16 protein-coding genes are annotated in these 18361 nt (G+C 70.4%); 10 read left to right on the top strand and 6 right to left on the bottom strand.

Annotated features, from left to right (window positions below; translation table 11 throughout):
- Positions 1–41 precede the first annotated feature (41 nt).
- Together BK819_RS07140 and glpK are read left to right on the top strand one after the other, a co-directional pair.
- A complete protein-coding gene (locus BK819_RS07140) occupies positions 42–797 on the top strand; it encodes an MIP/aquaporin family protein (RefSeq protein ID WP_071328522.1) in 756 nt (251 codons plus the stop codon).
- A gap of 36 nt (positions 798–833) precedes the next feature.
- Complete coding sequence (gene glpK, locus BK819_RS07135; protein WP_071328521.1) at positions 834–2348, top strand: glycerol kinase GlpK; 1515 nt, start codon at positions 834–836, stop codon at positions 2346–2348.
- Between the two features lie 161 nt (positions 2349–2509).
- On the opposite strand, the gene BK819_RS07130 is transcribed toward glpK, so the two are convergent.
- Positions 2510–3385 carry a LysR family transcriptional regulator gene (locus BK819_RS07130; RefSeq protein WP_071328520.1) on the bottom strand — a complete coding sequence of 292 codons (876 nt, stop codon included), beginning with the start codon at positions 3383–3385 and terminating at the stop codon, positions 2510–2512.
- 78 nt (positions 3386–3463) lie between these two features.
- Here BK819_RS07130 and BK819_RS07125 point away from each other — a divergent pair, with 78 nt between their 5' ends.
- The gene (locus tag BK819_RS07125; protein WP_071328519.1) at positions 3464–4372 is read left to right on the top strand and encodes an EamA family transporter; all 909 of its coding nucleotides are present in this window, start codon (positions 3464–3466) and stop codon (positions 4370–4372) included.
- Between the two features lie 12 nt (positions 4373–4384).
- Here the strand turns inward: BK819_RS07125 and ffh are convergent, their stop codons facing one another.
- A complete protein-coding gene (gene ffh, locus BK819_RS07120; protein WP_071328518.1) occupies positions 4385–5947 on the bottom strand; it encodes a signal recognition particle protein in 1563 nt (520 codons plus the stop codon).
- A 148-nt stretch (positions 5948–6095) separates the two neighbouring features.
- Positions 6096–6683, bottom strand: coding sequence for a TetR/AcrR family transcriptional regulator (locus BK819_RS07115; protein ID WP_071328752.1), 588 nt, complete (start codon positions 6681–6683; stop codon positions 6096–6098).
- Positions 6684–6770: 87 nt separating this feature from the next.
- Here BK819_RS07115 and lipB point away from each other — a divergent pair, with 87 nt between their 5' ends.
- The gene (gene lipB, locus BK819_RS07110; RefSeq protein ID WP_025103331.1) at positions 6771–7421 is read left to right on the top strand and encodes a lipoyl(octanoyl) transferase LipB; all 651 of its coding nucleotides are present in this window, start codon (positions 6771–6773) and stop codon (positions 7419–7421) included.
- A complete protein-coding gene (gene lipA / locus BK819_RS07105) occupies positions 7418–8407 on the top strand; it encodes a lipoyl synthase (RefSeq protein ID WP_025103330.1) in 990 nt (329 codons plus the stop codon). The genes lipB and lipA overlap by 4 nt, the downstream gene beginning before the upstream one ends.
- Positions 8408–8417: 10 nt before the next feature.
- On the opposite strand, the gene BK819_RS07100 is transcribed toward lipA, so the two are convergent.
- Both BK819_RS07100 and ftsY read right to left on the bottom strand, forming a co-directional pair.
- On the bottom strand, positions 8418–8918 hold the full coding sequence (locus tag BK819_RS07100; RefSeq protein WP_071328517.1) for a DUF2004 domain-containing protein: 501 nt from the start codon (positions 8916–8918) through the stop codon (positions 8418–8420).
- Positions 8919–8961: 43 nt separating this feature from the next.
- The gene (gene ftsY, locus BK819_RS07095; protein ID WP_071328516.1) at positions 8962–9834 is read right to left on the bottom strand and encodes a signal recognition particle-docking protein FtsY; all 873 of its coding nucleotides are present in this window, start codon (positions 9832–9834) and stop codon (positions 8962–8964) included.
- Between the two features lie 28 nt (positions 9835–9862).
- On the opposite strand from ftsY, the gene BK819_RS07090 reads away from it, so the two are divergent.
- Positions 9863–10540, top strand: a complete 678-nt coding sequence (locus BK819_RS07090) for a hypothetical protein (protein WP_071328515.1) — start codon at positions 9863–9865, stop codon at positions 10538–10540.
- Between the two features lie 123 nt (positions 10541–10663).
- On the opposite strand, the gene smc is transcribed toward BK819_RS07090, so the two are convergent.
- The gene (gene smc / locus BK819_RS07085; protein ID WP_071328514.1) at positions 10664–14209 is read right to left on the bottom strand and encodes a chromosome segregation protein SMC; all 3546 of its coding nucleotides are present in this window, start codon (positions 14207–14209) and stop codon (positions 10664–10666) included.
- 520 nt (positions 14210–14729) lie between these two features.
- On the opposite strand from smc, the gene BK819_RS07080 reads away from it, so the two are divergent.
- The 4 genes from BK819_RS07080 (at position 14730) to BK819_RS07065 (ending at position 18314) form a co-directional block, all read left to right on the top strand.
- The gene (locus BK819_RS07080; protein WP_071328513.1) at positions 14730–15014 is read left to right on the top strand and encodes a hypothetical protein; all 285 of its coding nucleotides are present in this window, start codon (positions 14730–14732) and stop codon (positions 15012–15014) included.
- A 109-nt stretch (positions 15015–15123) separates the two neighbouring features.
- The gene (locus tag BK819_RS07075) at positions 15124–16203 is read left to right on the top strand and encodes a GNAT family N-acetyltransferase (RefSeq protein WP_071328512.1); all 1080 of its coding nucleotides are present in this window, start codon (positions 15124–15126) and stop codon (positions 16201–16203) included.
- A 99-nt stretch (positions 16204–16302) separates the two neighbouring features.
- The gene (locus BK819_RS07070; RefSeq protein WP_071328511.1) at positions 16303–16998 is read left to right on the top strand and encodes an ABC transporter ATP-binding protein; all 696 of its coding nucleotides are present in this window, start codon (positions 16303–16305) and stop codon (positions 16996–16998) included.
- Complete coding sequence (locus BK819_RS07065) at positions 16995–18314, top strand: FtsX-like permease family protein (protein ID WP_071328510.1); 1320 nt, start codon at positions 16995–16997, stop codon at positions 18312–18314. Before BK819_RS07070 ends, BK819_RS07065 begins: the two co-directional genes overlap by 4 nt.
- The last annotated feature ends 47 nt before the right edge of the window (positions 18315–18361 follow it).

The following is an 18361-nucleotide window of genomic DNA, read 5'->3' as shown; positions in this document are numbered from 1 at the left end:
GGGCAGAGGGGCCCCGACCCGCAAGAAAGGTCAACGAAGACATGACTGACGTCAATCTCGGTCTCTACTTCCTCTCCGAGCTCGTCGGCACCGCCATGCTGGTCCTGCTCGGTTGTGGTGTGGTCGCGAACGTCGCCCTGGCGAAGAACAAGGGCTTCGGCGGCGGCTTCCTGATGGTCAACTGGGGATGGGGTCTCGCGGTGTTCGCGGGTGTGCTCGTCTCGGCGTACTCCGGCGCCATCCTGAACCCGGCCGTCGGCATCGGCCTACTGGTCGCCGGCAAGATCACCTTCGCGATGTTCCTCACCGCGACCGCCGCGGAGCTCCTCGGCGCGATCATCGGGGCGATCGTGGTCTGGCTCGCCTACAAGCAGCACTTCGACCAGGAGCCGGAGGCCGCCAACAAGCTCGGCGTCTTCTCCACCGGCCCCGCCATCCGCTCGTACGGCTGGAACCTCGTCACCGAGATCATCGGCACGTTCGTCCTCGTGTTCGTCATCTTCGCGTTCGCGGACTACGGCGACATTGAGGTCGGCACGCCCGGTGGCCTCGGCCCGCTCACCGCCCTTCCGGTGGCCCTCCTGGTGGTCGCGATCGGTGCGTCGCTCGGTGGCCCCACCGGCTACGCGATCAACCCGGCTCGTGACCTCGGTCCGCGCATCGCCCACGCGATCCTCCCCATCCAGGGCAAGGGTTCCAGCGACTGGTCCTACTCGTGGGTGCCCGTCGTCGGTCCGCTCATCGGTGGTGTCATCGCCGCCCTCGCCGCCCCCGGCCTGCTCAGCCTCGCCGGCTGATCCCCCTCAACCCCTCGGGAATTCAAAGGAGAACACATGGCTGACTACATCATCGCGATCGACCAGGGAACGACGTCGAGCCGCGCGATCATCTTCGACAAGAAGGGCAGCATCGTCGCCACCGGCCAGAAGGAGCACGAGCAGATCCTTCCCAAGGCCGGCTGGGTGGAGCACGACGCCGCCGAGATCTGGCGCAACGTCCAGGAGGTGATCGGTCTGGCCCTCGGGCGCGCCGATCTCACCCGCCACGACATCGCCGCCGTGGGCATCACGAACCAGCGCGAGACCGCCGTCGTGTGGGACAAGACCACGGGCAAGCCGGTCTACAACGCCATCGTCTGGCAGGACACCCGTACGCAGGAGATCGTCAACCGCCTCGCGGGCGACGAAGGCGTCGACCGGTTCAAGTCGATCGTCGGCCTCCCGCTGGCGACCTACTTCTCCGGCACCAAGATCACCTGGATCCTGGAGAACGTCGAAGGTGCCCGCGAGAAGGCCGAGGCCGGAGACCTGCTCTTCGGCACGACCGACTCCTGGGTCCTGTGGAACCTCACGGGCGGCGTCGACGGCGGCGTGCACGCGACAGACGTCACCAACGCCTCGCGCACGATGTTCATGGACCTCGAGACGCTGGAGTGGCGCGACGACATCCTCGAGGCGTTCGGCGTGCCGCGCTCGATGATGCCGGAGATCCGCTCCTCCTCCGAGGTCTACGGCGCGGCCGAGAGCTCGTCGCTGCTCCGCGAGACGCCGATCGCCGGCATCCTCGGCGACCAGCAGGCGGCGACGTTCGGACAGGCCGCGTTCCAGAAGGGCGAGAGCAAGAACACCTACGGCACGGGATGCTTCCTCATCTTCAACACGGGCGAGGAGATCGTCCGCTCGAAGAACGGGCTGCTCACCACCGTCGGCTACAAGCTCGGCGACCAGCCCACGCACTACGCGCTGGAGGGGTCGATCGCCGTCACCGGATCGCTCATCCAGTGGCTGCGCGACCAGCTCGGCATCATCTCCTCCGCTCCCGAGGTCGAGGAGCTGGCCGAGAAGGTCCAGGACAATGGCGGCGTGTACATCGTCCCCGCGTTCTCGGGTCTCTTCGCCCCCTACTGGCGTCCGGACGCCCGTGGCGCGATCGTCGGCCTCACCCGCTACGCGAACAAGAACCACATCGCGCGCGCTGCGCTGGAGGCCGTGGCCTTCCAGACCCGCGACGTGCTCGACGCGGTCAACGCGGACGCCGGAGTGGACCTCAGCGAGCTCAAGGTCGACGGCGGCATGGTCGCCAACGACGCGCTCATGCAGTTCCAGGCCGACATCCTCGGCGTCCCGGTCGTGCGGCCGGTCGTGGCGGAGACCACCGCGCTCGGTGCGGCCTACGCCGCGGGCCTCGCGGTCGGCTTCTGGAGCGGCCTCGACGACCTGTCCGCGAACTGGCAGGAGGACCGCCGCTGGGAGCCCTCGCTCGACGAGGCCGAGCGCGACCGCCAGCTGCGCCTGTGGCGCAAGGCCGTCACGAAGTCGATGGACTGGGTCGACGACGACGTGCGCTGATCGCCACACGACGAGGCGGGTCCGGGTTCTTCCCGGGCCCGCTTCGTCGTCTCCAGCTCAAGCTTCTGCGGAGTCGCCTGCACGATCCGGATTCGGTGGCCCACCCGTTCCGAGGATTCCGTCGTGCATCTGCTCCCGGGTCGTGCAGCCGGAGCAGGGTCTCAGGAGGCTGCCGGGACGATGTCGAGGAAGGCGCGCGCGGCGCTGCGCGGTGCCGCGGCGTCCCAGGCCAGGTGCTCGACACGGATCGGCCCGTCCTGGACCTCCACCGTGTCGACGACGTCTCGATAGCCCCGCACCACCCCGGGCGCGAGCAGCGTGACGGCGAGGCCCGCAGCGACCAGGCCGATCAGACTCGCAGCCGTGTCGGATTCGAAAGCCACGTCCCGCTCGAGTCGCGCGGCCAGGAACGCCGCGTCACTCTGCGCGCGTCCCGATGTTCCGGCGGGGAAGTCGGCGAATGCGGAGTCCGCGAGATCGCTCAGCCGTACCTTCCGCTTCGCGGCGAGGTGGTGCCCGCGAGGCAGTACCGCCACGAGCGGCTCGTGGGGTAACGGGCGGGATGCCACCCCTCCTGGTTCCGCTCCCTCCCGAAGCCCGAGGAAGGCGACGTCGAGATCGCCCTGACGGATCGACGCCATGAGGCCGTCGCTGTTCCCCTCGCGGAGCTCCACGCGGGCGGCCGGGTGCGCGGTGCGATAGGCCACGAGGAGCGCAGGGACGTCGACAGCGGTCACCGTGGGGATGACGCCCAGTCGCAGGGTCCCCACCACCTCCCCGCTCGCCGCCGCCGCATCCTCCCGCGCCTGATCCGCGGCGCGCACGGCGAGCCGCGCGGAACGGAGGAACGCCTCTCCCGACTCGGTCGCACGGACGCTGCGACTGGTGCGCGCGAACAGCCGCACCCCCAGCTCGCGTTCGAGTGACGCGACCTGATGACTGAGCGCCGACTGCGTCACGTGACAGCGGTCCGCCGCGCGGGTGAAGGACCCGGTATCCGCCACGGCGACGACATATCGCAGGTGCTGTAGTTCCATGTATCCATGATCGCCCTTCATGGATGGTGTGACAACAATGCGTTGGACTCATCGCGATGTCGCGCGCAGGCTGGGAGCATGAACCGCTTCACCCTCACCCTCGTCACGGCGCTCGCCCCCGCGGCGTGGGGTACGACCTACCTGGTCACGACGGAGCTGCTCCCCGCCGGGCATCCGCTCCTCGCCGGCCTCCTCCGCTCGCTTCCTGCGGGTCTCCTCGCGGTGCTGCTGGCCCGGCGCCTGCCGCACGGCGCCTGGTGGGGAAAGGTCCTCGTGCTCGGCGCCCTCAACATCGGCGCCTTCTTCCCGCTACTGTTCCTCGCGGCCGAACGCCTCCCCGGCGGGGTCGCCGCGGCCGTCGCCGGAGCGCAGCCGCTCATCGTCCTGGGAATCGGAGCGCTCGTGCTCGGGGAGCGTATCCGCCCGGTGTCCGGCGCCGCCGCCGTGCTCGGGGCAGGGGGCGTCGCCCTCGTCGTCCTCGGCCCTGCCGCCGCGCCGGACCTGTGGGGCCTCATCGCGGCTCTGGGCGGCGTGACCGCCACCGGTCTCGGGATGATCCTCACCAAGCGCTGGGGACGCCCCGCCGGCGTCGGCCCCGTGGCCTACGCGGGCTGGCAGCTGAGTGCGGGCGGACTGCTGCTCCTCCCCCTCACCTTCACGGTCGAGGGCCCGCCTCCTGCCCTCGACGCGGGGGCGCTCCTCGGTTACCTCTGGCTCGCGACAGCGGGAGGGATCATCGCCTACACGCTCTGGTTCCGCGGTATCCAGCGGCTGCCCGTGATCGTGCCCGGCCTGCTCGCACTGCTCTCGCCGATCGTCGCGACGGTGCTCGGAGTGCTCATCGCCGGCGAGAGCTTCACCCTCGTTCAGCTTCTGGGCATCGTGATCACGCTCGCCGCCCTCGTCGGCGGGCAGTTCGCGGCACGACCGCGAGGCACGCCGGCGGCCACGGTCGATCCTTCCGCCGCGCCGGTGGCCGTGCGCTGAGTTCCCGGCCGCTCAGCCCTTGCCGAACAGCTTCTGGATCTCGGCGAGGTCTGCCTCCGAGGGCGCTGCGCTTCCCCCGCCGAGGCCGAAGCCCGAGCCGGTGGGTGCCGTGGAAGCCGCGAGGCCGGCGTTCTCGGCCGCGCGCTTCGCCGGGTTGCCGGAGCGGGAGCGGTTGCCGCCGACGCCCTTGCCCTTCTTGCCGCGCTTCGACGAGGCGCCGGGCTTGCCCATGCCGGGCACCGGACCCATGCCGGGGATGTTCGGCGTGCCGCCACGGGCGACCGTCTTCATCATCTTCGCGGCCTGCTCGAAGCGCTGAACGAGCTGGTTCACGTCCGTGACAGTCATGCCGGAGCCGCGCGCGATGCGCAGACGGCGCGAGCCGTTGAGGATCTTGGGGTTGCGACGCTCTACCGGCGTCATGGACCGGATGATGGCTTCGGTGCGGTCGATCTCGCGCTCGTCGAAGTCCTCGAGCTGCTGCTTCATCTGACCCATGCCCGGGAGCATCCCGAGCATCTTCTTCATCGAGCCCATCTTCTTCATCTGCTGGAGCTGCTCGAGGAAGTCCTCCAGGGTGAAGGCCTCGTTCGCGAGCTTCTCCGCGACCTTGCGTGCCTCCTCCTCGTCGAAGGCCTGCTGGGCCTGCTCGATGAGGGTCAGGATGTCGCCGAGGTCGAGGATGCGGCTCGCCATCCGGTCGGGGTGGAACGGCTCGAGGTCTTCCAGCCGCTCGCCCGTCGAGGCGAAGATGATCGGACGACCGGTGACCGAGGCGACCGACAGAGCTGCTCCGCCTCGCGCGTCACCGTCGAGCTTGGAGAGCACGACGCCGGTGAAGTCCACGCCCTCTTGGAAGGCCTTGGCGGTGTTGACGGCGTCCTGACCGATCATCGCATCGATGACGAAGAGCACCTCGTCCGGGTTGACCGCCTTGCGGATGTCGGCGGCCTGCTTCATGAGCTCGGCGTCGACGCCGAGGCGGCCGGCGGTGTCGATGATGACCACGTCGTGCTGCTGCCGGCGGGCGTGCTCGACGCCGTCGCGCGAGACCTTGACCGGATCGCCGACGCCGTTGCCGGGCTCGGGCGCGTACACCGTGGCACCGGCCTGCTCGGCGACGACCTGGAGCTGGTTCACCGCGTTCGGGCGCTGGAGGTCGGCGGCCACGAGGAGCGGCGTGTGGCCCTCGCTCTCGAGCTGCTTGGCGAGCTTTCCGGCGAACGTCGTCTTCCCCGAACCCTGGAGGCCGGCGAGCATGATCACGGTCGGCGCCGTCTTGGCGAACTGCAGGCGCCGCTGCTCACCGCCGAGGATCTGGACGAGTTCCTCGTTGACGATCTGCACCACCTGCTGCGCGGGGTTCAGCGCCTTGTTGACCTCGTCGCCGAGCGCGCGCTCGCGCACCTTGGCGGTGAAGTCCTTGACGACCGCGAGCGCGACGTCGGCGTCGAGCAGCGCACGACGGATCTCGCGCACCGTGCCGTCGACGTCGGCGGGGGTGAGCTTTCCCTTCGTGCGCAAGTTGCGGAAGGTGTCGGTGAGCCGATCGGAGAGCGTGCCAAAGGTAGCCATGGTGCGTACGATTCTACGCGAGCGGAGCCTCCACGCTCAGCGCGGCACGAAGGCGACTCGCCGAAACCCCGCCTCGCTGTCGAGACCCCGCCCGGCGCGCGCCTGCACACCGGGGCCTCGGCGCGAAACCGGGGTCTCGCGAGGCCGGTCAGTCCCCCCAGGGGAGATCGTGGACGCGGGCGAGCGCCTCGTGCAGCACGGAGTCCGGAGTGCCGCGGCCCGCGCCCTCCTCCGCCCACACCCGGAGCGCCGACATGACAGCGGCGGCCTGCGCGGCCCCGAGCACGTCGGCGCGCATGACGTCGATCCCCGCGGCGCAGGCGGCGCGCGAGACGGCGGCGGACAGGCGGGCGAGCCGCAACCCCGTCTCGCGCACCAGCTCATCCTCGAGCGCCATGGCCGCCGCATTCCGCAGGGCCAGAGCCAGGGGATCCGGCGCGAAGTCCTGGACGATGCCGTGGAGGATCAGCCGCACCCGCTCCCCTGTGGCATCCCGGCCGAGATCGCCGAGCGCCGCGATCGCGACGCCGATGCGCTCGTCGATCCCGGACCACAGCACATCGCTCTTGGACGTGAAGTAGTTGAAGAAGCTGGAACGGCTGACCCCCGCCCGCTGCGTGATGTCGGCGATGGAGGTGGCCTCGTACCCGCGCTCCAGGAAGAGCTCGCAGGCGGCCTCGGCGAGGGTCTCGCGCGAGGAGGCCTTCGGGCGGCCGGCGCGACCAGTCCGGTTCATGACTTCACGGTACCGCGCGCCGCGCCACACTCCGGACGGGGATGTATTGTTAGACGCAATCCATGTATTAGAGGGAAGCGACGACGCATGCTCGACATCCTCACCCCCGGCTTCATGCCGACCCCTGTCCCCTATCCCGACGGCTGGGCCCTGCAGCGCCGCGTGCATGCGGACGTCGTGTCCGGTGCCCGCCCTGACACGCTCATCCTGCTCGAGCACGCGGCCGTCTACACCGCGGGCAAGCGCACGGAGGACCACGAGCGCCCCCAGGACGGGACCCCGGTCATCGACGTCGACCGCGGCGGGAAGATCACCTGGCACGGGCCGGGACAGCTCGTCGGCTATCCGATCTTCCGGCTGCCGGAGCCGATGGACGTGGTCGCACACGTCCGGCGTCTGGAGCGGATCCTCATCGAGGTGCTGCGTCCGTTCGGGGTCGACGGGCACCAGGTCGAGGGGCGCAGCGGTGTGTGGGTGCGCCGACCGCTCTCGGAGGACAAGGTGGCCGCGATCGGCGTGCGGGTGCAGCAGGGCGTGACCATGCACGGCTTCGCCATCAACTGCGACAACAGTCTCGCCCCCTTCCGCGACATCATCCCCTGCGGCATCACCGACGCCGGCGTGACCACGGTGAGCGAGGTGTCCGGCCGCGTGGTCGGCCCGCTCGACCTCGTCGACGCCGTGCAGGACGCCTTCCGCACCGCGCACGCACCCGACCTGACAGGAGTCCCGGCATGACCGCCGCACCCGAGGGGCGCAAGCTCCTCCGCCTCGAGATCCGCAACGCCGAGACCCCGATCGAGCGCAAGCCCGAGTGGATCAAGACCAAGGCCAAGATGGGGCCGGAGTACTCCGCGTTGCACTCGCTCGTTAAGAGCGAGGATCTGCACACGGTGTGCCAGGAGGCCGGCTGCCCGAACATCTACGAATGCTGGGAGGACCGCGAGGCGACGTTCCTCATCGGGGGATCGCAGTGCACGCGTCGCTGCGACTTCTGCCAGATCGACACCGGCAAGCCCGCCGACTACGACACCGACGAGCCGCGACGCGTCGCCGAGAGCGTGCAGCGGATGAATCTCCGCTACGCGACCGTGACGAGTGTGGCCCGCGACGACCTGCCCGATACGGGGGCCTGGCTGAACGCCGAGACGGTGCGCAAGATCCATGAGCTCAACCCGAACACCGGCGTGGAGCTGCTGGCCAACGAGCACAACGCCGACCCGGCCTTCCTCGGCCAGATCTTCGACGCGCGCCCCGAGGTGTTCGCGCACAACGTGGAGACCGTGCCCCGCATCTTCAAGCGCATCCGTCCGGCGTTCCGCTACGAGCGGTCGCTGAACGTTCTCACCCAGGCCCGCGACGCCGGACTGATCACGAAGTCGAACCTCATCCTCGGCATGGGCGAGGAGCCGGAGGAGGTCGTGCAGGCGCTGCAGGACCTCCACGACGCCGGCTGCGACATCATCACCATCACCCAGTACCTCCGCCCGACCCCGCGTCATCTCCCGGTGTCGCGGTGGGTGAAGCCGGCCGAGTTCGTCGAATTCAAGGAGGAGGCGGAGCGGATCGGCTTCCTCGGGGTGCTCGCCGGTCCGCTGGTGCGCTCCTCGTACCGGGCCGGACGCCTCTGGGCGCAGTCCATGACCTCGAAGGGACGGGAGATCCCCGCGCACCTCGCGCACATCGCGGAGAGCGCCGACCTCGGCTTCGCACAGGCGGTCTGACGAGCGGCGGTCAGTCGGCGCTCATGACCGACTGCACGCTGCCGTCGGAGCCCAGGTTCACGAGCAGCACGTCGTCGGTGGCGCTGTCGTCGAGCGCGTACTCCAGCACCGCGAACGGCTCGGAGCCGCCGTGCTCGTCCGCGAGGATCGTCATGCTCATCAAGCGCAGCGATCGGATGATGTCCACGGCCGCGTCTCCGGACACGTCGATGAGGATGTCGGGGAGGTCGTCGCCGAACACCTCCTGCTGCTGCAGGATGTACTCGGTCACCTCGCTCGTGCGGTCGTCCACCTCGGCGAGCATCCCGCGCCGTGCGGTCGCGTCCACGTTCTCCAGGCCGGCGATGAGCCCGGCGGCGATGTCGAGGGCGTCGGCGGAGACGTCGTCCTGGTCCGGGGCCGTCAGGTCCACGGTCACGCTCTGGTCGCCGAGCTCGACCGTCTCCGACCAGAAGATCGAGCCGTCGGGGCCCGATGACAGCAGTCCGAAGTAGTCGTGTTCGATCGCCATAACGCTATGAAACCAGCCTGGTGCTCGGGGCGGAAGCCCTGTGTCAGCCGACCAGCGCCTGCACGAAGACGTGCGGCGTGAAACCGGTCAGATCATCGATGCCCTCGCCCTGCCCGAGGAGCTTCACCGGGATGCCCGTGCGCTCCTGCACCGCGAGCACGAAGCCGCCCTTGGCCGAGCCGTCGAGCTTGGTGAGCACGAGACCTGTGACGCCGGCGTGCTGCAGGAAGGTCTCCGCCTGCATGACGCCGTTCTGCCCCGTCGTGGCGTCGAGGACGAGGAGCACCTCGCTGATCGGGGCCTGCTTCTCGACGACGCGGCGGATCTTGCCGAGCTCGTCCATGAGACCGCCCTTGGTGTGCAGCCGTCCCGCCGTGTCGATGATCGCGATCTCGATGCCCTCGCGCTTCGCGTACTCCACGGTCTGGAAGGCGACAGATGCCGGGTCCTGGCCCTCCTGCTGCGGTCGGACGATGGCCGCTCCCCCGCGCTGCGCCCAGGTGGCGAGCTGGTCCACGGCCGCGGCACGGAAGGTGTCGGCGGCTCCCACGACCACACTCCGCTGGTAACCGCGGAGGAACTTCGTGAACTTGCCGATCGTCGTCGTCTTTCCCACGCCGTTCACGCCGACGACGAGGACCACGGCGGGCCGCTCGGTGAGCTTCAGAGTGGTGTCGAACTTCGCGAAGTGCTCCTCCAGGGTCTCCCGCAGCATGCGCTGGAGATCCTTGGGGTCGGTGGTGCGGTACTTCGCGACCTTGTCGCGCAGCTCGTCGACGATGCGCTCGCTGATGTCGGGGCCGAAGTCCGCCGTGATCAGCGCCGTCTCCAGGTCTTCCCACGTCGTCTCGTCGATGGTGGGCTTCACGAACATGCCGCGCAGCGCGCGACCGAGAGACCAGGACTTCTCTGCCATGTGTCCAGCCTACGGGTAGCATCCAGGGATGCACCGCGCGCCGCTCCCGCACCGGGTGTTCCTCCACGGCGCCGGGAGACGCGGCACAGCTGCCTGGCCCTCCCAGGCTTCGGAGTCGGGGACCTTCCTCAGCTTCCCGCCGGGGTCGTCCGTCGAAGCGCAGGCGGGCGCTCTCGTCGCCGGAGAACGTGACCGGACGCCGCTCCTGTTCGCCCACTCCATCGAGGCGGTCGCCGCCGTCCGCGCCGTCGCCGACGGTCTGCGGGTGTCCGGACTCGTCCTCGTCGAGCCCGCCCTGTACGACATCGCCCGCGGTGACGCGCCGATCGAGCGACATATCGCCGTGGTCACGGAGGCGCGAGCACGCGCGGCCGAGGACGACCTCTACGGCTTCTGGGCGCTGTTCCGTCCGCTCATGTTCGGCGGCCCGCTGGACCGCGCGTCCTGGCCGGACGAGCGCGCGGTCGCGGAGCACTGGGCGACCGCGAATCTCCCGTGGGGACACGGCATCCGGGAGCATTCCCTCGCTGGCGTGCCGGCCCTCGTGGTCACCGGCGGCTGGAACGAGGAGTACGAGCTCATCGCCCGACGACTCGTCGATGTCGGGGCCGAGCAGATCGTCCTCTCCGGTTTCACTCACCGTCCCCAGGACCACCCCGACTTCCCCGCCGCCGTCACTGCATTCGAACAGTCCCTCCTGATGTGACCCGCCCTGGTCCGTCCGAGCACAGCTTCGGAGACCGCAGGCGACGCGCCGGATCAGACGGCCGACACGCCGGGTGGAGGCTCCGATCTCCGAAGCCGTGCCCGGGGACGGAGGCAGCCGGAGTCAGACGGCGGCGGCAGCGCGGTCGCCGACGCGCTGCCCGACCACCGCGGAGACGCCGTCCTGGCGCATCGAGACCCCGTAGAGCGCGTCCGCGATCTCCATCGTCCGCTTCTGGTGCGTGATGACGAGGAGCTGGGAGCTCTCGCGCAGCTGCTCGAACACCGTGAGGAGCCGGCCGAGGTTCGCGTCGTCGAGCGCCGCTTCGACCTCGTCGAGGATGTAGAACGGGCTGGGACGCGCCTTGAAGATCGCCACCAGGAGCGCCACCGCGGCCAGAGACCGCTCGCCGCCGGACAGCAGCGACAGCCGCTCGATCTTCTTCCCGACGGGACGGACCGAGACCTCGATCCCCGTCGTCAGCATGTTCTCCGGATCGGTCAGCGAGATGCTGCCCGTGCCGCCGGGGAACAGCAGGGGGAAGACCTGACCGAACGCCTCCTTGGTGTCCTCGAACGCGCTGGCGAAGATCGTCTGCATGCGCTCGTCGAGGTCGGCGATGATCGTCAAGAGGTCCTGCCGGGTCTGCGTCAGGTCCGCGAGCTGCGTGGTGAGGAACGCGTGGCGCTGCTCCAGGGCGGCGAACTCCTCCAGCGCGAGCGGGTTGACCCGCCCGAGCTGGGCGAGCTTCCGCTCCGCGTCCGCCAGGCGCCGCTGCTGGATGCGCCGGTCGAACGGGATCGCGGTGTCGTCGAGCAGTTCGCCGTCGGCCGGCTCCGTCCCGGGATCCCGCGGCACGAGCTGATCAGGACCGTACTCGGCGACGAGCACGTCCTCGTCCAGCGAGAGCTCCGAGGACACGCGCTCCAACAGGCTGTTCAGGTGGAGCTTCTTCTCGTGGATCTGCAGCTCCAGGCCGTGCACGCTCTCCGTGAGCCCGGCAAGGCGCTCCCGCAGCGACGATTCCTGGGTGCGCAGCGCGACGAGCTCCTCGTTCTGCGCCGACCGCGCGGCTTCCGCCTCCGCCAGCGCGACCCGCGCCTCGGTGACCGAGCGGTCGAGGGAGTCGAGGATGCGCGGCAGCTCGTCCACGACCCCGGAGGCGGCCTCGCGCTGCGCCCGGCGGATGACGGCGCGGCGGGCGGCCTCCGCGGCCGCGTCCCGCTCCTGCTCGCGCTGCCGCTCCAACGCGGTCACCCGAGACTGCGCGGCACGGACCCGCTCGCGCAGGGTCTCGACCTCCAGGCGGGCACGGACCTCGCCCTCGCGGGCCCGCTCCAGGGCCTCCAGCAGACCATCCCGCGCCGACGCGTCGAGCACCGGACGCGGCGCCGCGACGGCAGCGTCGAGCTCCGCCTTCGCGGTCTCCGCCTTCGCCTCCGCGTCCGCCACGGCGGCCTGCGCCTGGGCGAGACCGGTCTCGAGGCGGTCGCATTCGGCGACAGCGGCCTCATGGCGCACGGTCACCTTGTTGACCTGCTCCGCGTGCGTCGCCAGGGCGGCGTCGTGCTCGCGAAGGGCGCGCAGCGCGTCCTTCGCCTGCCGCCGCGTCTCCTCCACGGCCTCGTCGGCGTCGAGGCGCGCCTCGCGCAGGGAGTCGACGACGATCTGGATCTCGGTGAGCCGCTCGGTCGCGGCATCGCGCTCGGCCGCGAGTTCGAGGCGAGAGCGCTCCCCTCCGGAGCCGGTCCGCAGGGTCTGGGCGGTGATGACGTCGCCTCCGGTGGTCACGATCGTAGTCGACGCGTCGCCCGCAGCATCGAGAGCGCGCCGCGCGGCCCGCGCGGCATCGAGGTCCACGGCGATGAGCACGTGCGCCAGGATCCCGAGAACGCCGTCCGGCGCGGTCACCGTCTCGGTCGCGGCGAGCACACCCTCGACGTCCGGAGGGGTGGGGTTCTCCCTCGGGGCGTCGGCGACCACGAAGTCGACCACGCCCCGGCGGCGCTCTGCGGCCTCCGCCGCGAGGGCGAAGGCATCGTCCGGGGAACCGACCAGCACACCCTCGGCCAGCGGACCGAGCACGGCCGCGATCGCGGCTTCGTATCCCGCCCGCACCTGCACGGCATCGCCGACGAGACCGCGGATTCCGGGGCCGCCCTCCGCAACGATCTCGGCGGCACCTCCTGACAGCGACAGCGCACTGCTCAACGCAGCGGCCTTCGCCGTGAGGGCGTCGACCTCGCGCTCCGCGGCGTGCAGGCGTTCACGCAGGCTCTCGCGCTCCGCCTCCGCCGCCGTCGCCGCACGCTGGGCGCTCTCGTAGGCGGCGGCGTACTCGACGGCCGTGCCCTCGGGAGCTTCCGCATCGTCGATCGCGTCCAGGGCCTCTTCGGCCTCGCGTCGTCGGGCGTGCGCGGCCTCGAGCGCGTTCTCCTGACGCAGCACCGCGCCGCGGACCGCGGCCAATGCCGACGCGGCCGCATCGGCGTTCCCGCGGAGAGACGAAAGCCGCATGTCGTACTCGGAGACGAGCGCGCTCTGCTCCGCGATGTCGACATCGAGCGTGTCGAGCTCGGCGCGGGCGTTCACGACCTCGCGGCTGGCCGCAGCCGCGGCATCCTGAGCGTCGCCGAGGCCGGAGGAGATCGTCTCGATGTCCTCCTTCGCCTCGTCGATGGTCGCCTGTGTGACGGTCACCGCGGTCACGGCCGCGTCGTCCTCCTCGGACCCGAGGAGCGCAAGGCGCTGGTTGGCGAGCGTGTACAGGCCCCGCATGCGCTCCTGCACCTGTTCGAGTCCGAACGCGACGCTGCGCGCCTCGTCGACCGCGATCGAGTTCTGGTTCTTCTCCAGACGAGCGATCCCGGCGCGCACGGTCTCGGCTTGGTCGGACAGCACGAGACGCTCCGTGTGCCGCTCCTGCTCGGTCCGGGTGTGGTCCGCGAGGGCCGTGCGCAGCGCCACGACGTCGTCGGCGAACAGTCGTGCCTTGGCATCGCGCACGACGGCGGCGATGGTCTGCGCCTCGCGCGCGATCTCCGCCTGGCGTCCGAGGGGCTTGAGCTGACGGCGGATCTCCCCGGCAAGGTCGCTCAGACGGGTGAGGTTAGCCTCCATCGCGTCGAGCTTGCGCAGCGTCTTTTCCTTGCGCCGACGGTGCTTCAGGATGCCGGCCGCCTCCTCGATGAAGCCGCGTCGATCCTCCGGCGAGGCCTGGAGCACGGTGTCGAGCCGCCCCTGACCCACGATGACGTGCATCTCCCGGCCCAGGCCGGAGTCGCTGAGCAGCTCCTGCACATCGAGCAGACGGCAGCTCTCGCCGTTGATGGCGTACTCGCTGGAGCCGTTGCGGAAGAGGGTGCGGCTGATCGTCACCTCGGCGTACTCGATCGGCAGCGCGCCGTCGGCATTGTCGATCGTGAGCTGCACCTCGGCGCGCCCGAGGGGTCCGCGGGTCGAGGTGCCCGCGAAGATGACGTCCTCCATCTTGCCGCCGCGAAGCGTCTTCGCCCCCTGCTCCCCCATCACCCAGGCGAGGGCGTCGACGACGTTGGACTTGCCGGAGCCGTTCGGCCCGACGATGCACGTGACGCCGGGCTCGAACACGAAGGACGTGGGCTGCGCGAACGACTTGAACCCCTTGAGCGTCAGGCTCTTCAGGTGCATGGGGCGACCGCTCGTCCGGGGAGATTCACGCCGCTACGCTACCGGAATCCCGCGGAACGGCCGGTATCCCGCGCGGTCATCGCGGACCCGGTGCGATCGCGACACGCCGGTGCTACCACGAAATGCTTGACGATCTCCTGAGAGTTTCGCTACGGTGGCCTCCGGATCGCCACACGAAAGGAGGTTACCGATGATGATCACTCAGCACACCGCAGAGGTCTTTGGCCTCGCCGCGCCCGCGCACTCCGCGCCGCGCCTCGCGGCATCGGTGACCGCCGGCGTCCGTCACGGCTCGCTCGGCTAGAACCGCAGCCTGGGAACGCAGGCCCGATCCGGGTCTTCTCCCGCCTGTTCTGTCGCGACCCACCCTCTGATCCCCTTGGATCATGGATCCCCGCCGCCTCCGGCCTCCGCATTCCGCGGCGCCACAGGCGCTGCTCTCGTCCGCACCCGCCGCGGCCGACGACTCGGTCCTGGCGTGGTGCTTCCGCACCCATCCATCCCTTTCGAAGGAACCATCGTGAACATCACGCTGTCACGCAGCACCACCCATCCGCCCGATACCGAGGACCGCGAGGTCCTCCAGATCCCCCGCGACGACGAGCTCCGTGAGCTCGGCATCGCGGACCGCCTCTCGCTCCGGATCGGCCTCTGGCTGTTCCAGCGGGCGCAGCGGCCCCGTCGTCCGCGCCGGTCGTGGACCGTCGATCCCGGCGACCTGTTCCTCGTCGGAGAGCAGCGTCACCGCTCGGCCGCGGAATCGCACGCCCTCCTCATGCACGACATGCAGCGCGGAATGCGCTGACCGGGCGATGACGACCACCTCGACACCGGCCCGGCGTCCGTCCGTGCACCTGCGGACGGACGCCGGGGCACCCGGCACCTCCACCTCCCTCCGACACGAAGGACCTGACATGACGACCGCCGCACTGACGATCACGCCGCTGATCGTCCCGGCCACCCTCACCGATGCGAACGCCGCGGACTTCCGGGCCTACGGTGCCCTCAACCGACAGATCTGCGACGAGCAGGTCGGTCTCCCCGACCTCGCCCCGGACGCCGCGCAGATGCTGCCGAACTGGCAGGACGACTCCGATGCGCTGGATCTCGGATTCGTCGCCCGGGAGGGGGACGACATCATCGGCATGGTGACCCTGTCCTTCGCGCAGGAGAAGGACGCGCGCGCCGCGGAGATCGACCTCCTCGTTCCGGCCGCCCACACCGGGCGCGGTGTCGAGGACGCGCTGCTCGACCGCGCCGAGACCGAGGCGAGGGAGCGCGGTCGGAGCGTCCTCCAGATCTGGACCCTGCACCGGCCCGAGGAGGCCGACCGCATGCTCCGGCCCCGGACCGGCTGGGGACGGGTCCCGGCGACACCGCTGAGCGACGTCGTCGAGGCGCACGGCTTCACGCTGGAACAGGTCGAGCGCAACAGCGAGCTCGACCTGCGCGCCGATCCGGAGCCCCTGCACCGGGCGTTGGACGCCGCGCTCACGGCGGCGGGACCGGACTATCGCGTGGTCGAGTGGCAGCTCCCCACTCCGCCCGAGTTCCGCGCGGGCTACGCCGACATCCTCGCCCGGCTGTCGACCGACGCCCCCAGCGGAGACATGGACTTCGTCGCCGAGGTCTATGACGCGGAGCGGGTGGTCCGCCGCGATGCGCGTCTCACCGGAGCCGGGCAGACGGTCTCCGTGGTGGTGGTGGAGCACGTCCCCACCGGCACGCTGGTCGCGTACAACGAGCTGCTGATCAGCGCGGAGAAGACCGGGACCACCCACCAGTTCGGGACGCTGGTCGCGAAGGATCACCGCGGTCACCGCCTCGGCACGATCGTCAAATGCGCCAACCTCCTGCGCTGGCGGGAGCTCGTCCCGGGGTCCACCGTGGTCTCGACGTTCAATGCGGAGGAGAACCGGCCGATGCTCGACATCAACGAGGCGATCGGCTTCGTGCCCGTGTCGTACGCAGGGGCGTGGCAGAAGAAGATCTGACGACGAGCGGTGGTCGTCATCCTCCCGGATGACGGCCACCGCTCAGCTTCATCCGCCGGGCCGACGACACCGGCACGGCCCCACGGCGAGGCTGGGAACATGAACACACCCGTGATCGAAGCCCACGCCCTCGTCAAGACCTACGGTGTCACCCACGCCCTCGCCGGTGTCGACCTCGCGGTGCACCGTGGCGAGTCCGTCGCCATCATGGGCGCGTCGGGCTCGGGGAAGACGACGCTCCTGCACGTGCTGGCGGGAATCACCGCCCCGGACAGCGGCCGCGTGGTCTTCCAGCCCTCGACGGGCACGGCCATCGACGTGACCGCGCTGGGTGAGGCGGCGCGCTCCCGGCTGCGTCGCGAGCGCTTCGGGTTCGTCTTCCAGCAGGGACTGCTGATCCCCGAGCTGACGGCGGTGGAGAACGTCGCCCTCGCCTCGATGATCAACGGCGTCGCCAAGAAGGACGCCCTCCCCCACGCGGCGTCGTGGCTCGCGGCGCTGGGTCTCGGCGGCATGGAGGATCGGCGCATCGGCGAGCTCTCCGGAGGACAGGCGCAGCGCGTGGCGATCGCGCGGGCCCAGGCGACGGGTGCGGACCTCGTCTTCGCGGACGAACCGACCGGGGCCCTGGACTCGCACACCTCCGCCGAGGTCATGGACGCGCTCCTGTGGTCCACGACCGGGCAGGGCCGCACCCTCATCGTCGTCACGCACGACGCCGACGTCGCCGCACGCTGCACGCGCACGGTCGCCGTCCGCGACGGCCGTATCCTCGGCTCGGCGGTCAACGCATGAATCTCTCCGTCCTCGCCCTGCTTCTTCGTCCGGCTCCCGGACAGCGCAGCGTCCTCGCCCTGCCGATCGTCGCGTTCGGCGTGGTCACGACCCTCGTGCTCACAGTGATCGGCGGCGCCCAGGCCTTCTGGACCTGGACCGACGATGATGCCGTGCTCTACCAGGCTCTCGCCGCCATCGCGCTCGTCCTCCTCGTGGTGCCGCTGACCTCCCTCGGCGGCGCCGCTGCCCGGTTGTCCGCTCGACGCCGCGACGAGAGGCTGTCCACGCTGCGCCTGCTCGGGGTGACCCCGGGAGGGGTCACGACGGCCACCGTCGTCGAGTCTGTCCTCGTCGCCGCCGCCGGCGCCGTCATCGGCATCGGCGGCCACTTGGCCCTGAGCCCGGTGATCGGTCTCATCCCGTTCCGGGGAGAACCGCTCGGCACGCAGGCGGTCATGCTCCCTCCGGCTATGATCGCCGCCGTCGTGGGCGGCGTCCTGCTGCTCGCCGCGGGCAGCGCCGTGGTGGGGCTTCGTCGGGTCGTGATCTCGCCGCTCGGGGTTCGCACGCGCACGGCGCCGACGAACGTGCACTGGATCCGCGCCGTCATCGCGGTCGTGGGCATCGCCACCGCGTTCGTGCTCATCCAGGTCTTCCCCATGATTGGCGGGGTCGTGGCGACCATCGCCGTGCTCGCGGCGATGTTCGCCCTCGCGCTCATGGTGCTCAACCTGCTGGGACCGTGGGTGCTGAAAGTCTCGGCGGGACGCCAGCTCCGGCGGGCGGAGCGCCCGGAGCGGCTGCTCGCCGCTCGCCTCGTTCTCGACTCTCCGAAAGCGGCCTGGCGTCAGGTCGGCGGCATCGCGATGGCGAGCTTCATGGCCGTCTTCGCGGGCACCGGCGTCGCGCTCCTCGACACGATCGGGGCGAGCGACGATCCCTCCAGCATCGCGCTCGCAGAGGACATCCGGACCGGTCTCATCATCACCCTCATCGGGTCGTTCCTCATGGTGGCCGCCTCCGTCGGCGTGAATCAGGCCTCGGACGTGCTCGACAAGAACGACCTGCACCAGAGCCTGCACCACCTGGGCATGCCGGTCGAGACCGTGGACCGCGCGCGCCGTCGCGCGATCATGTCGCCACTGCTGGTCACGGCGGTCGGATCCGCGCTGTGCGCTGCGGTGCTCGTGTTCCCGTTGGTGGGCATCGCGCTGATCGTCGCGCCCCTCTCGCTGATGACCATCGCGACCGTCGTCGCCGTCGGCATCGGCGTCGTGTGGGCGAGCACCTGGGCGACTCGCCCGCTGCTGAATCGCGCTTTTGCCCCGGCGTGAGACGGTGGCGGGCCGGGTGCATCCGGCCCGCCACGCGCGGGGTCACC

It is taken from the genome of Microbacterium sp. LCT-H2 (assembly GCF_001866135.1).
In the GTDB taxonomy this organism is placed as follows: domain Bacteria; phylum Actinomycetota; class Actinomycetes; order Actinomycetales; family Microbacteriaceae; genus Microbacterium.
The sequence above is the reverse complement of the archived record's forward strand: the minus strand, read 5'-3'. Positions and strand labels throughout refer to the sequence as shown.